General features: G+C 55.6%; 16 protein-coding genes. 13 read left to right on the top strand and 3 right to left on the bottom strand.

Going from position 1 to position 13,112, the window contains the following annotated elements:
• Positions 1-300: 300 nt before the first annotated feature.
• The 8 genes from FHS27_RS21430 to FHS27_RS21395 all read left to right on the top strand — a co-directional run bounded on the left by FHS27_RS21430 (position 301) and on the right by FHS27_RS21395 (position 4,907).
• Positions 301-753, top strand: a complete 453-nt coding sequence (locus tag FHS27_RS21430) for a nucleotidyltransferase (RefSeq protein ID WP_184306864.1) — start codon at positions 301-303, stop codon at positions 751-753.
• 192 nt (positions 754-945) lie between these two features.
• The gene (locus FHS27_RS21425) at positions 946-1,179 is read left to right on the top strand and encodes an addiction module protein (protein ID WP_044251448.1); all 234 of its coding nucleotides are present in this window, start codon (positions 946-948) and stop codon (positions 1,177-1,179) included.
• A complete protein-coding gene (locus FHS27_RS21420) occupies positions 1,172-1,480 on the top strand; it encodes a hypothetical protein (RefSeq protein ID WP_184306863.1) in 309 nt (102 codons plus the stop codon). The genes FHS27_RS21425 and FHS27_RS21420 overlap by 8 nt, the downstream gene beginning before the upstream one ends.
• Positions 1,481-1,629: 149 nt before the next feature.
• Positions 1,630-2,055 carry a hypothetical protein gene (locus FHS27_RS21415; RefSeq protein ID WP_184306862.1) on the top strand — a complete coding sequence of 142 codons (426 nt, stop codon included), beginning with the start codon at positions 1,630-1,632 and terminating at the stop codon, positions 2,053-2,055.
• Positions 2,056-2,232: 177 nt separating this feature from the next.
• Positions 2,233-2,619, top strand: a complete 387-nt coding sequence (locus tag FHS27_RS21410; RefSeq protein WP_044251446.1) for a VOC family protein — start codon at positions 2,233-2,235, stop codon at positions 2,617-2,619.
• 209 nt (positions 2,620-2,828) lie between these two features.
• On the top strand, positions 2,829-3,140 hold the full coding sequence (locus FHS27_RS21405; RefSeq protein ID WP_184306861.1) for a hypothetical protein: 312 nt from the start codon (positions 2,829-2,831) through the stop codon (positions 3,138-3,140).
• Between the two features lie 211 nt (positions 3,141-3,351).
• Positions 3,352-3,948, top strand: a complete 597-nt coding sequence (locus tag FHS27_RS21400) for a DUF4291 domain-containing protein (protein WP_184306860.1) — start codon at positions 3,352-3,354, stop codon at positions 3,946-3,948.
• A gap of 164 nt (positions 3,949-4,112) precedes the next feature.
• Positions 4,113-4,907 (top strand): ATP-grasp domain-containing protein, encoded by a 795-nt coding sequence (locus FHS27_RS21395; protein ID WP_184306859.1) that lies wholly within the window; start codon positions 4,113-4,115, stop codon positions 4,905-4,907.
• Between the two features lie 108 nt (positions 4,908-5,015).
• Here the strand turns inward: FHS27_RS21395 and FHS27_RS21390 are convergent, their stop codons facing one another.
• The gene (locus tag FHS27_RS21390) at positions 5,016-6,080 is read right to left on the bottom strand and encodes an aldose epimerase family protein (protein ID WP_184306889.1); all 1,065 of its coding nucleotides are present in this window, start codon (positions 6,078-6,080) and stop codon (positions 5,016-5,018) included.
• A gap of 108 nt (positions 6,081-6,188) precedes the next feature.
• On the opposite strand from FHS27_RS21390, the gene FHS27_RS21385 reads away from it, so the two are divergent.
• A complete protein-coding gene (locus FHS27_RS21385) occupies positions 6,189-6,350 on the top strand; it encodes a hypothetical protein (RefSeq protein WP_184306858.1) in 162 nt (53 codons plus the stop codon).
• A 265-nt stretch (positions 6,351-6,615) separates the two neighbouring features.
• Here FHS27_RS21385 and FHS27_RS21380 read toward each other — a convergent pair whose 3' ends face one another.
• Positions 6,616-7,767: an AraC family transcriptional regulator gene (locus FHS27_RS21380; protein WP_184306857.1), complete on the bottom strand. Its 1,152-nt coding sequence runs from the start codon at positions 7,765-7,767 to the stop codon at positions 6,616-6,618.
• Positions 7,768-8,200: 433 nt separating this feature from the next.
• Between FHS27_RS21380 and FHS27_RS21375 the strand changes: the two genes are divergently transcribed.
• A complete protein-coding gene (locus FHS27_RS21375) occupies positions 8,201-9,127 on the top strand; it encodes an alpha/beta hydrolase (RefSeq protein ID WP_246420488.1) in 927 nt (308 codons plus the stop codon).
• Positions 9,120-9,842: a PAQR family membrane homeostasis protein TrhA gene (gene trhA, locus FHS27_RS21370; RefSeq protein WP_184306856.1), complete on the top strand. Its 723-nt coding sequence runs from the start codon at positions 9,120-9,122 to the stop codon at positions 9,840-9,842. The genes FHS27_RS21375 and trhA overlap by 8 nt, the downstream gene beginning before the upstream one ends.
• Positions 9,843-9,850: 8 nt before the next feature.
• Here the strand turns inward: trhA and FHS27_RS21365 are convergent, their stop codons facing one another.
• Complete coding sequence (locus FHS27_RS21365) at positions 9,851-10,774, bottom strand: sigma-70 family RNA polymerase sigma factor (protein WP_009094661.1); 924 nt, start codon at positions 10,772-10,774, stop codon at positions 9,851-9,853.
• A gap of 315 nt (positions 10,775-11,089) precedes the next feature.
• On the opposite strand from FHS27_RS21365, the gene FHS27_RS21360 reads away from it, so the two are divergent.
• Both FHS27_RS21360 and FHS27_RS21355 read left to right on the top strand, forming a co-directional pair.
• Positions 11,090-12,316 carry a peptidylprolyl isomerase gene (locus FHS27_RS21360; RefSeq protein ID WP_246420479.1) on the top strand — a complete coding sequence of 409 codons (1,227 nt, stop codon included), beginning with the start codon at positions 11,090-11,092 and terminating at the stop codon, positions 12,314-12,316.
• The gene (locus FHS27_RS21355) at positions 12,313-12,996 is read left to right on the top strand and encodes a hypothetical protein (RefSeq protein WP_246420477.1); all 684 of its coding nucleotides are present in this window, start codon (positions 12,313-12,315) and stop codon (positions 12,994-12,996) included. Before FHS27_RS21360 ends, FHS27_RS21355 begins: the two co-directional genes overlap by 4 nt.
• The last annotated feature ends 116 nt before the right edge of the window (positions 12,997-13,112 follow it).

Here is a 13,112-nt window from a genome sequence, read left to right as displayed (position 1 = left end):
CAAAACGAACCGACAGAGCGTGATGAAACCCTCGGTAAATTCAACTATGTTCTACCAGCATGAAATCCCGAAGTTATTTCCGAACAGCTCCTTAGGGCGGTGTCGTAGAAACCTTCCGTTGTCGGACCTCAGTCAAAAGGAAATTCATGGCCTCTCTCCCACCGATGGATCGTTCGGTCACGAAACTCACGACACTAGACCAACAGGGACTCGATTCGGGTGTTCCCAATGCCACACCAGCAGAACGCCTGCTTATGGTTTGGCCTTTGACTTTAACCGCTTGGGCATTTAAGGAACCAAATGTTATTCAACCCCGACTTCAAAGACATGTTGCGCGCGTTGTCCGACGCGAAAATTGATTTTCTGCTCGTCGGGGCGTATGCGGTTGCTGCCCACGGCCACCCACGCGCAACCGGCGACCTTGATATCTGGGTTCGTCCTGACTCGGACACTGCCCCCAAGGTTTATCGCGTTCTCGCCGAATTTGGAGCCCCATTGCACGACCTGACAATTGCCGACCTTGCGAGACCGGGAATGGTCTTCCAAATCGGTGTCGAACCGTCGCGCATTGACATACTCACTGCCATCTCCGGTGTGGATTTCGATCATGCATGGGCGAACCGACTGGCTGTTGAAATGGAAGATGTCCAACTGAGCGTAATCGGTCGTGCCGACTTAATCGTCAACAAGCGAGCGTGCGGTCGCCCCAAAGACATTGCGGATGCGGAAACACTCGATCAAACCGACTCGTAAAGCCCAGGTCCGACAACATGGTTTTTACGCACGGTCCTTCGGCGCACCTTCCGACTTTGTCAACGCGGGCTGGCCTTGGTACAATCTCTCGTAGTTCAAACATCGTTCGCTTCGTTCAGGGCGGTGTCGTAAAAACCTTCCGTTGGCGGTCACAAGTATGGATTAGCGTCTCAGAGACGCTACAATGGGAATATGGACACACAATCACAACAACTGCTGGCTACTGCGCTCGGTATGCCAGAGTCCGACCGTGCGACTCTGGCGGCGTCGCTGCTCAGGAGTCTTGACCCTGCCGATGACCCGCAGGCTGACGCTGCTTGGGCGGCTGAAATCCAGCGACGCATTGAGTCCATCGACAATGGCACAGCGGAATTGCGGCCATGGGATGACGTGATGTCAGAAATGCGACAACGCCGCAGTGGATGATCTTCCGTTTTGGTTTCACCCCGATGCTAATGCTGAGGTGCTCGCCGCTCATGATCGGTATTTCGAGGTGCGTCCAGAACTAGCCGAAGATTTCGAGGCTGAACTTGAGCGATCACGCCGGGGCATTGCACGCAGTCCACAGACTTGGCCTGCGTACCTGTTTGGTACGCAGAGATACTTGATGAAAAGGTTTCCGTTCTTCATCGTCTTCCGAGTGACCGATGTCCGCATTGAAATCGTCGCAATTGCGCACGAGTGTCAGCGTCCCGGATACTGGGCAGGCCGATCGGCAACCCAGTGACCGCCAACATGGTTTTCACGCTAAGCCTTTGGCACACCTTCCGCGTTTGGCCACGCGAGCCGGCCTTGGTACAATTTTCCGTAGTTAAGGCATCGCTCGCTTCGTTTAGGGCGGTGTCGTAAAAACCTTCCGTTGTGCGTTTTTAGCAAATGGCGATTCGCATCTTTCCGATCGACGCTGACGATGACGCGATCCGGAAACTGGTCGTTGAATGGTCCGAGCTGCTTGCCGAGAAACGCTTTCCAGATGCATTGGCGATGTTCGAGGTGGCCGAACCAACGATGACTCCGCTCTTGCTCGAACGCGTTATTGCAAACTACGGTTCGATTGATCCATTCCGCGATGGTCGGACCTACGAACTGACCTCCGTTCTCGCACTCGACGATTCCGCTAGCGGTATCGAGGTCGATCGCGAGAATCTCTACGGACTTGATCCTGCGAGCTATGTTGGCATGGTGCATTGCGATGATGTGCCGCTCGATAACGCCCCTAGCGACTTGACCGCACGATTTCACAAAAAACATGCTGGCAACGATCAGCTGACAATTGAGTTTCTCGACATTCACGTGATGTGACGGGACGTACAACATGTTTGTTGCGCTAATGCCATTCGGACACACCTACCACGTTTGGCGACGCGGACTGGCACCGTTACAATTTCTCATCGTTCAGGCATCTCTCGCTTCGCTCGGGATGGTGCCATAAAGAACTTCCGTTGTGTGTCGCAAGTTTCCCCAGATATCAGGATTCTCATGCCCGAACCCGCATTTCACTCGGCCTCGCCATACCAAGACGACGTCCTCGCCCTGCCTGTCACAGACCTTGGTGCAGCATCCGACTGGTACTCCCAGCACTTTGGCATGACCGAAGTTGAACGCCGAAACTCGCCACATCCAACCGTAATCCTTGAACGCGATGGCGTGCAAATTGGGTTCGCTATTAACGACGGCGATCCATCACAGGAGGGGGCGGCGATTCGTGTGGTCGATATTGAAGGAATGAAGGCTCAACTCGAATCCAATGGAATTTCCATCGCGACTACACGCGTTGATGAGCGTGACGGTGAACGCTTCAACGTTTTCTTTGTGGTGGCACCGGATGGGCTGTGCTATTACTTCCATGAACCGGTCAATTCCTGACTCGATTTGCCCAGCAGCTTTACTTCCGATGAAAAGAGCTATCACGGCGAACGTCCCACAACACGTTTTAAGCTAGTCCTTGGCCACACTTTCGTTTTCAATTCGAGCAGCGTCATCGCGTCTTTAGCTGTTCGTAATTCAAGATCCACCGCTTCGTTCAGGGCGGTGTCGTAACAGCCTTCCGTTGCACGACCTATCGACCCCATGCAATGACGCCGGATGACCTCGCCTACCTGAAGCTCATCTGCCTGCGCCCTCGAATGTTTTACGCCAGTGCTCGTTCATTCGCCGACGTGGTCGCGTTCATCAGTGGTGTTCAATGTGTTCCCGGTGGGCCTCACGGTGGTCGGTTCGGTACTTTTCCTGAATTTGTGGTACGACAACTCAATGCGCCTCACGACGTGCCTTGGACGAGTTCACTAATTGACGCGTTCTCTGACATTGACATGTTTGATGCGTGCGAGCAACTGCACCAAATGCTCGTGGAATGGGGTGACACGTTGCGTGATTCACCCCCCTAACAGCTCTACCGGTCGCGCAACGTGGTTTCTGCGTTTGGCCTTCGGCACACCTTCCTTGGTTAGTCACACAGGCTCGTATTGGCACAATTCCTTGCAGTTCAGGCATCCCTCACTTCGTTCAGAGCGGTGTCGCAGATACCTTCCATTGTCGGTGCGAACCTTTCGGTTGCTGCGTTGTCCGTAGTGCATCCCTCCGTGCGTTGGACACCAGATGACACCTTATCGCCAAATTCGCGCCGACTACGACCGTGACAGCATTGTCGTGTATCAGGCCTATCACAGAGAAATTGCAGAGCCGACGATTAGGGCCGGTCGATTTGTCGAGCCTTTCTCTTGGGGACGCATGACGTGGGTCAAGCCTTCCTACTTGTGGTTGATGGGTCGCAGTAACTGGGGGACCAAATCGAGACAAGAGCATATTCTTGCTATTCGCATCAAACGCGACGATTGGGAGCGTGCTCTGTCGCTCGGGGTCCTCACTAGCTTTGAGTCTAAGACCCACAAACAGGAGGAAAATTGGCGTAGCCAATTTGAAGATGCGAGTGTCCACGTGCAATGGGATCCAGAACGTACCATTCACGGCAAGAAACGTGAGCACCGATCGATTCAGGTTGGCCTCAGTCGAGCCATTATTCGCGACTTCACGGACGATTGGATTGTGGATATCACGGACTTCACCGAGCGAACTCGCAAAATCCGTTCGCTATACCTGGCGGGGAATCTAAAACGTGCCAAGGATCAATTGCCTCCCGAACGCGTTTACCCAGTTTCCGATTCTATCGTCCGACAACTTGGGATGGACTACTGAATGACGATTCGTCGCCCGACAACATGGTTTTTACACTAAACCTTCAGCACACCTTCGTTCGTTGTCCAAGCCTCGCTGGGGCGGTGACTCACTCGCGCCTCAAACATCGCTCCATTCGTTTAGGGCGGGGTCGTACAACCTTCCGTTAGTGGCCCCTAGTTCAAATGACTCATGCAACTTGGGTGCTTGAATCCGACGTCTTCCGCGATTCACACTCGGCGCTTCGCGAGGCTGTTCGTGAAGCTGGACATTGTCTCGTCGATTGGAGCGACGCGTGGTGGTCAGATGGCCTACCGCCCGATCTTGGCAGCAATCACACGTTCTTCCATGGTTCGCTTGGCAACGCCGCTCGCATCCACGATGAACTTCGTTGGTCGCCGGGCTCGTTCTGCAACACCGCTTCATTCCACTGCTCCGCCTGGTACGCATCTGCTCGCGAGTGGCTGCTTCATAGGAATTGGCGTTTGATGCCTGCCAATGACTTCGTCGCTTCTGCCACTGCCGTTGCCGAAGCGATTGGTTGCACCGATCGCATTTTCGTTCGGCCTGACAGCCCCTTGAAACCGTTCAGTGGTCGCGTGCTTGACGTGGCTGCGGTTAGCCTCACAGCGTTGGACTATGGTTTTTACTTCGACGACGAGTCGCTGCCTGTCATCGCTGCTCCGATACGCAACGTTGGACGCGAATGGCGATTCGTCGTTGTCCGCACTTCGGTTATCGCTGGCTCCGCTTACGATGCTCGGTCTCGCTCGGCTGTTCCGGACCAACCGCAAAGTGAGGCGTGGTCCTTCGCACAAGTCGTTACCGATGCTATACCGCCGCCTGCTGACGCGTACACCCTCGATGTTTGCGAATGTGACGGTGAATTACGACTGCTGGAACTTAACCCATTCGGTGGTGCAGATCTTTACGCCTGTGATGCCGGCAATGTCGTACGGGCTGTCGCTGGACTCCTCTAGAGCACTCCTGCAAATGACGTAGGTTGTCAACGGTAGCTGGGTTCGCAAGAACGTGGTCCACCATCTGGCGACGGTGGCTACAAGAAAAATTGAAATGCTCTAAACGAATTATCTCGCGGAGAATGCGAATACGGTTTGTGATTCGTACTTCTCACCAGGGGCGAGGATGGTGGAGGGGAAATCCGGTTGATTGGGGCTGTCGGGAAAGTGTTGTGTTTCGAGGCAGAAGCCGCCACGGTGCGAATACGTTTTCCCTGATTTCCCCGTCAACGTTCCGGTGAGAAAATTCCCCGTGTAGAACTGAACGCCCGGCTCCGTGGTACTCACGGTGAGCACGCGACCGGTTGCCGGATCATAGACCACCGCCGCCAGGGTCAACTCGGTCGCGCTGACACCTTTGTTGAGCACCCAGTTATGGTCATAACCTTTGCCGAGGGCGAGTTGTTCGTTTTCGGTTTCGATATCACGCCCAATGGATTTGGGAGACGTGAAGTCGAACGGCGTGTCTTTGACTGAACGCAATTCGCCCGTCGGGATCAGACCGCTGTCGACGGGAGTGAAGCGATCGGCATTGAGCATGACTTCGTGATCGAGGACCGTTCCGTTGCCCTCGCCGGCGAGATTAAAATAAGTGTGCTGGGTCAAGTTGACGGGCGTGGCCTTATCCGTTGTCGCCGCATAATCGACAACGAGTTGATTCTCGTCGGTCAACGTGTAGGTGACTGAAACGCTGAGGTTGCCTGGATAGCCTTCTTCCATGTCCTTCGCGACATAGGTCAGATGGATCGATTGATCCGACGCCGATTTCACGTCCCAGATCACTTTATCAAACCCGACGTTTCCACCGTGCAGATGGTTGTCACCGTTGTTCGTGGCGAGCGTGTAGGTTTCACCATCGAGCGTAAAGGTTCCCTCGGCGATACGGTTTCCGAAACGACCAACAACGGCGCCGAAGTACGGCTTTTCGGATGCGGCAATGTACTCGGCTGCGGTGCGATGACCGAGCGCCACATCCGCGAGGTTGCCATCGCGATCAGCCGTCAACATCGAGGTGATGATGGCGCCATAGTTGGTCACGGTCACTTCCATGCCGTTTGAATTTTTGAGAGTGTGAAGCCGTGTCGACGTGGCGGCCTCTTCGGCGGTGACACCGGTTGATGCGGGAACGGTCATGAATATTGCAGTGAAGGTGAGGGTAAGTAGTTTCGTCATCAGTGTGGTCGGTGCTTTCACGGGCTATGTCGCGTGCGGGATGACGCTGCAGTTTAGTCGATATTGGTGATGCCAATGGCGGTCGCGATCCCACAACAGAATTTATCCTGCGTCGCGAAAGCGATCCAGACACCGATGGCGGGCGAGTATCCGTCGCCAATGCCGCCCGGGGTGTCACCCGCCAATACGCAGTGGAAACGGGAACCGGACCAAAACAGCGTGCAAAACTAAAGCATTCGAGCATTTCACCTAACAACGCGCCCGTTCACGGTAGCTGGATTCGCAGGAATTCAGGCCTCGAGGTCTGGCGCATTTCCATTTTCGTTGCAGCCGCCGTCGCCTGACGGGAGACCACGTCCTGGCGAGCGTCGCGACCTTTGAAAGCCGACGTCATTGACAGAAACGCGTAGCCTGTTTCCGACGATTGGGCTGGTCGCCGAAGGTTGCCGCGAGGCGTCCTCTGCAAAAGCGGAATTGAATCACTCGTTCGGGCGGGTCACGGTCCGGTGCCGCGTCGAAATTCGCCAGGAGTGATTCCCATCACGCGTTTGAAAACAACGTGCATGTACTCGGGGTGGGCGAACCCACAGAGAGCCGCGATGCGATCGGCGGGGAGATCGGTTGATTGCAGAAGTTCGCGAACCCGTTTGATTTGAACGTGACGGATTTCTTCTTGCGGTGTTCGTCCAAGGTATTTGCGAACTTGTCGTTCGAGCGTGCTGCGTGATATCGCGGTATTTTCGATGACCTCCTCGACCGTCACGCCTCGGCAAGCGTTCTCGCGCATGAAACGAAGCGCAGCCGCGATATTGCTGTCGTCGATCGCGACCACATCGGTCGATTGACGGGTCGCGATTCCTAGCGGCGGAATCGGATGGCTGGTCGCGTCGAGCGTTTCGCCTTTCATCAAACGGGCTAGCAGTTCGGCGGCGCGGAATCCGATTTCCTCCGCGTTAGGGATCACGCTCGATAACGTCGGGGAGCAAATACGACAGAGCAGCTCGTCGTTGTCGACCCCAATCACGGCAACCTCTTCGGGGACCGCAAGGTTAACGCGTGAGCAAGCGTCGATGAGGTGCATCCCTCGGATGTCATTGGAGGCCATGATGGCAACCGGTGGATCGATTCCTTTGAGCCAATCGACAAGGTGTTGTTGCTCCTCTTCCCACGTTCGAGCGGTCGGGCCGGTCCAAGGTGAGTTGTAGACTTCACATTGGCTCGACGAGTGGGCCTGTGTCGTTTCGACGAAGGCAATTTCGCGTCGCTGCGACCATGCTTCCCCGGCGAAACCGCAGAACGCGAAATTGCGAAATCCGCGTTCGATCAAGTGTTTGGCACCGGCACGCCCGATCGCGGCGTCGTCTGATCGGACGCCGGGAAACCGAGAACCGCCGAATCGGTCAGTCAACTCGACCATAGGCACGCCGGTTTCTCTGATCGCGTCGACAAACGTCGGAGTCGTCACGCGACTGATGATTCCGTCGCCTTTCCACGTGCTCAACCACTGCGGAGGCTCCAACAGCAGATCGCGTTGTTCCAAGAAGACCGACCACTGATCGTGCATCCGCATGTGCCGAACGATGCCCGACAAGAGGTCACGACCGTAGACGCTCGAGGTTTCAACGATCAACGCAACTTTCGGTTTCATACGGCGAACAAAGGAAGGCAGTTGAGGAAAGGGGGGATGAACCGGAAGCAGCGTTAATTGTCGACATGTTTTCTGCTTGCGACGCCGCATGCATTGGACACTGATCGAAGACGTTTTGGATGCGGCAAAGGGAAGCAGCTACCTGAGATCGTAGGATAGCCGATGGATTGTCACGAAGCATCCTGTGCCCACGTGGAACGGGATTAGCGTGTATGACGGGCGATTCTCACCCCATTAATCTCGCGTGAAGCCGTCCGCCTTGATGTCACGACACCGGATGCTGGCACTCGCGGCCCCGTGGGTGTCATGTTACGGTTGGGTGGACCATCGTTCGTCCTCGTTATGCGTCACGATCTCGACGCTGTTCGGAGTCATTTGCATGAACATTCTTATTTACTGCCGCTCGCTAGTAGTATTCGCATGTTTTCTTTGCATGAATTTTCTTTTAGCCGGGGATAGCGTCTTTGCCGCCGAAACTGCTCGGCAAGACGCCAAGGTGATCCGAGTATGGCCGGGCGAACCGCCTGAGTGGGACGCGCCGGAAAAGGCAGAACACGATCTTTCGAGGGACGACAGCAGAAAGGTCGCGGGCCGCCGGGTCATCCGGCTAAGCAACGTTCGTGACGTCGAGCTCCACGTGTTCCTCGGAACGACCGAAAACGGCGAGCCTTCGCCAGTAACCGTCGTAATTTGCCCGGGAGGCGGATTTAATATTTTGGCGTGGGACCTGGAGGGACTCGAGGTTGCCAGACGTTTTCAAGAAGCGGGGGTCAGCGCCGCCGTGCTGAAATACCGAGTTCCTAGCCAAACGATGGAACCGAAGTGGCAACCGGCGGTTCAGGACATCCAGCGTTCGATCGCGATGATTCGCGCAGGGGAAGTCACACCGAACGTTCCGGCACGTGTTGGCGTGTTGGGGTTTTCTGCCGGTGGAAATGCAGCCTTTCATGCCGCGACGGCTGAAAATCGACTGTACAAGTCAGTCGATGCGGCGGATGCTGAGATCTCCCCACCCGATTTCGCCGCGCTGATCTACCCGGCCTGGATTGTCCAGGAAGACCGGCCAGACCAATTCCGAGACGAGATCGAAATCACCACCGAGACGCCTCCGATGTTTTTTGCCCACGCTGAAAACGACAAACATCAAGTACACAACAGCGTCACCGTGTTCCAGCGGTTGCACGCGGTCGGCGTTCCCGCGGCGCTGCATGTCTTTACCGGAAGTGGTCACGGGTTTGGCGCCCGCATCGACGGTAGGGCAGACGACCTTTGGCCTGAATTGTGTGTCCGATGGATGCGCGATAGCGGGTGGCTATCACTGAATAACATGGATCCCCAAGCACGGACGGGCGATGAGTAACGAGACGATTGAGAATGACCCTCTCGCGGCCGGCCAGTCGGGCCTGGCGCACGCGATTGATTTGCTGTTGTCCGACGATGACATTCCGCCGATCCAGCCGGATCAGGAATGGGCCAACGCACTGACACACGGGATCGCGAGCGTGACATGGATCGCGTTGTCGGTTTGGATGGTGATGCAAGCGTCGGAAATTGGCACGGCGATGATGATCGCGTGTGCGGCCTATGGCGTCAGCGTGGTCGGAACGTTTGCGTGCTCGACGCTGTCGCACACGTTCCTGGAACGACCGTTACTGGATCGATTTCGGGCGTGGGACCAGGCGATGATCTACTTGATGATCGCGGGCACCTACACCCCAATCATGTGCCGCTATGCCGAGCCCGCGTACCGAGACGTCCTGTTGGTCTTGATGTGGGGCTATGCGTTTTGGGGTTTCGCGAAGAAAGCGATCTTTAGCCATCGCATTCACTCGATCAGTACGCTGTCCTACTTGCTGCTCGGATGGTTGCCTGCAATACCGCTTTACGGGCGCATTCCGATGAGCCTGTTTCTGTATGTGCTCGCAGGTGGAGTGGCCTACAGCATCGGGGTTCTGTTTTTGAAGAACGATCACCGCGTTAAGTACTTCCATGCCGTGTGGCACATTGTGGTGATCTCCGCCTCGATCCTCCACTTCGCCGGAATCATGCGGTACGTCATTCACGTACCGCAGTGATTCATCCATTACATTCCCAACTCTCGCGGGTCGGTCAGTCCATCGGCCAAACGCCGCAGGGCTTCGGTTTCGATCTGACGCACTCGTTCGCGAGTCAGGCCGAGTTCGGCTCCGATTTCTTTGAGCGTCATCGGTTCGGCACCGCCAAGTCCGAAGCGTAGTTTCAAGACCATGGAATCTCGTTCGTCGAGATCTTCAAGCAACCCCATCGCGTGTTTGAGGATGTCGTGATCGAGCATCGCTTCGTCGGGCGATTTGAGCCGCTCGTCCATGACCATATCACCGAGGGACCAGCCCGATTCTGTTTGATCGCTTTGCGGCGTCGAGTTGTTGATCTTGATGGCTTTGCGAATGATCGGCAGTTTCTTCTTGGGCAGACCCAGTACCCGTGCGACCTCTTCATTCGTCGGCGTCCGGCCGAGTTCTTCGTTGAGACGAGCGGTAGCTCGACGCCACTTGCTCAGCAGTTCGACCATGTAAGCGGGGATGCGAATCGTTTTAGCGCTGTTGATGAGGGCACGCTTGATCGATTGTTTAATCCAATAGCTCGCGTAGGTGCTGAAGCGAGTTCCGTGAACCGGGTCGAAACCCTCGACCGCTCGCAACAGACCGAGGTTGCCTTCCTCGATCAAGTCTTGCAGGCCGAGACCTTTGCCGGTGTAGCCACGCGAGATGTTCACGACCAGACGCAAGTTCGCACGGACCATTTGGTCGCGTGCCATGACGTCGCCTTGAGCGATCCGGCCGGCCAAGTCCATTTCTTCTTCGGCGGACAGCAATGGGGTTTCGTTGATCTCGCGAAGATAGGTTTCCAAAGGCGATTGTGCCGCTTCGCTGCGTTTGGCGGGTTTCTTACGACTTCGCGATTTCAATAGAGCGACTTCGTCTTGCTCCAGTTGTTCTGAATAGGTCATGTCATGCGGTCCGATCATTTTGAAATTGCTCAGTGGACATGGGAGGTGTCGTCTGAGCGGGAGGGAGGGTCACCCTTGATTTCGGCGTTTATTGCTGGGCCAATCGACCTTTTGAGAATATGTTTCCTTTGTGCGGGTTGTTCCATTTATGAGCACTGGAAAATACGCGTAACCTCTGCGGCCCGACAATCTCAAAAGGAGACCCAATCTCTGTTGCGTACGCTGGATGAAATGTCTTACAAGCGAATCCGCTATTGCATTTTCGTTTGATCTACCGAATTACCATCCATCGGGCCCGCTATGCCCCCGCTGCCCTTTTCCCGTCTATTTCGCTTGCCTTCCGCATCTCGTGAGGGCAATCTTGAATGCTGCCACGTGTCGCGTTGGGCGTCGGCGCCGCCTGAGGAAACACGCGCTTTGCTCGCGATTGGCGTTATTTCCGCAGCGACATTGATCAGCGGAGTCTTCGTGGCCCCCGCGACGGCTCAGATGCCGAGCCAATCGCAAATGGACGAGGCACTGCAAGTCGAATTGCCCACCGATCCGGCGACCTTGATCGCGATGGTGGGACAAAGCCCGATCCTGTTGGGCGAGCTGAAACCGAAAATTGACGCTCGGATCAATAGCGTTGTCGCGAAAGCGGGCCAGGAAGTGCCCGAAGACCAAATCAAATTCGCTCGCGTGAGAATGCTCCGCGGACTGCTGGCGCAAACGATTCAGAACCGAATGATGCGTGAGTCATTCTTGCTCGACCAAGTCGCTACGCAAACGGCCGAGAAACGTCGTGAAGCTGACGCGGAGATGCAGGCGAAAGCACGGCAGATGTTCTTCGAAAGCGAAGTGCCTCAACTGCGAGAACAGTACGAGGCGTCGACGGTTTCAGAACTGGACGAAAAACTGCGAGAAAAAGGCACGTCACTGGCTGCACGCGAACGCGAATTCATCGACGCCATGCTGGGACACCTCTACATCCGCGGCAAAGTGAACAAGGACCCGTCTGTCTCACTCGCGGAGATCCACGAATACTACCAAGTCCATCAGGACGAGTTCTTTCGAAAGGCGCGTGCACGTTGGGAACAAATCACCGTCCAGTTTGAAAAATTCCCTAACAAGCAAGCCGCCTACGACGCGATCTGGGCGATGGGGCGAGAAGCGTTCTTCGGCGGCAACATGCAGGCGATCGCAAAAGAGAAGAGCCAAGAACCGTTCGCTCGAGACGGTGGAGTGCATGACTGGACGAACAAGGGCGCGTTGGCATCGACCATCCTCGACAATCAAATTTTCTCGATCCCGACCAATTCGATGAGTCAAATCATTGAAGACGTCGACGCCTACCACATCATCCGCGTGCTCGACCGCGAATCCGAAGGCATTGTTCCGTTGGCCGATGTCCAAGATGACATTCGCACGATCTTACGTGATAAAAAAATCGAGATTGCACAAATCGAAGCACTCGAGGCGGTTCAAAAACGGGTGCCCGTTTGGTCGATCTTCCCGGAAGACGTTCCAGGAGCGAAACCACTGCCGCAAGTCGCCGCGCGGTTTCCCAATCGCCAATGAGTTCGAGCGTCGAGAATCATCGAGAGCACCCCGACTCGGTTGACCGATCGCAAAATCGCACGCGTGCATGCGTTGCCGCGAGCGGTTTCGCCGTTTTGTTGTCGTTAATCACTCTCGGTGGTTGTGGGCAACTCGCGTATCGGTTGACCAGCGATGTACCGCAGCAATACGTTCCAAACCCGCTGGAATTACCGCGGACGCCTGATGATTTCCTTTGGTTGCAGGTTGTCGACACGCTCGACGATTACTTCCGGATCGCTCGCCAGCAACCCGTTGTTAATCGCCAAGGCCTCGTGCTCGAAGGAAAGATTGAAACGAGCTACAAGGTTGCCGGTTCGATCTTCCAACCATGGCGAAAAGACAGCACGACCGGATTCGAGCGGTTGCAAAGCACGTTGCAGTCGATCCGCCGCCGCGCCATCGTGACCGTACGACCGAACATGACGGGTTACTCGGTTGAAGTTATCGTTCAAAAAGACCTTGAAGACACTGACCGCACGCAATACGCAACCGAGTCGACTGCGGGAGTCAGACACGACGGATCTCGGGTCAGCCGTGGTGACGAATTTGATGACAGTCCACAAACGCTCGGCTGGATCCCACTCGGACGCGACACCGTGCTCGAACAGGCGATCCTGAAGGATCTATTCGGACGGGTCACCAAACCGGACGGACGCTGAGCCAGGCGTCTGGCGATGGGTCTGTTCGATCGAGACACTCTTGTTTTCATCTCGCGGGGTTTGATAGCGTCGCGGGCGAACCCGATCGATTCGAAGATGGCGTTGTGTGTGAAGCA

Origin of the sequence: Aporhodopirellula rubra (assembly GCF_014192335.1) — a bacterium.
GTDB classification, from domain to species: Bacteria; Planctomycetota; Planctomycetia; order Pirellulales; family Pirellulaceae; genus Rhodopirellula; species Rhodopirellula rubra.
Note: the sequence above shows the minus strand (reverse complement) of the source record. Positions and strands in the feature narration are given on the sequence as shown.

Coding starts and splice junctions, on each gene's coding strand:
- FHS27_RS21395 (WP_184306859.1), top strand. CDS start 4,113: ATGACTCATGCAACTTGGGTGCTTGAATCCGACGTCTTCCGCGATTCA.
- FHS27_RS21390 (WP_184306889.1), bottom strand. CDS start 6,080: ATGACCGTTCCCGCATCAACCGGTGTCACCGCCGAAGAGGCCGCCACG.
- FHS27_RS21415 (WP_184306862.1), top strand. CDS start 1,630: ATGGCGATTCGCATCTTTCCGATCGACGCTGACGATGACGCGATCCGG.
- FHS27_RS21425 (WP_044251448.1), top strand. CDS start 946: ATGGACACACAATCACAACAACTGCTGGCTACTGCGCTCGGTATGCCA.
- FHS27_RS21365 (WP_009094661.1), bottom strand. CDS start 10,774: ATGATCGGACCGCATGACATGACCTATTCAGAACAACTGGAGCAAGAC.
- FHS27_RS21400 (WP_184306860.1), top strand. CDS start 3,352: ATGACACCTTATCGCCAAATTCGCGCCGACTACGACCGTGACAGCATT.
- FHS27_RS21405 (WP_184306861.1), top strand. CDS start 2,829: ATGACGCCGGATGACCTCGCCTACCTGAAGCTCATCTGCCTGCGCCCT.
- FHS27_RS21380 (WP_184306857.1), bottom strand. CDS start 7,767: ATGAAACCGAAAGTTGCGTTGATCGTTGAAACCTCGAGCGTCTACGGT.
- trhA (WP_184306856.1), top strand. CDS start 9,120: ATGAGTAACGAGACGATTGAGAATGACCCTCTCGCGGCCGGCCAGTCG.
- FHS27_RS21385 (WP_184306858.1), top strand. CDS start 6,189: ATGCCAATGGCGGTCGCGATCCCACAACAGAATTTATCCTGCGTCGCG.
- FHS27_RS21375 (WP_246420488.1), top strand. CDS start 8,201: ATGAATTTTCTTTTAGCCGGGGATAGCGTCTTTGCCGCCGAAACTGCT.
- FHS27_RS21410 (WP_044251446.1), top strand. CDS start 2,233: ATGCCCGAACCCGCATTTCACTCGGCCTCGCCATACCAAGACGACGTC.
- FHS27_RS21355 (WP_246420477.1), top strand. CDS start 12,313: ATGAGTTCGAGCGTCGAGAATCATCGAGAGCACCCCGACTCGGTTGAC.
- FHS27_RS21430 (WP_184306864.1), top strand. CDS start 301: ATGTTATTCAACCCCGACTTCAAAGACATGTTGCGCGCGTTGTCCGAC.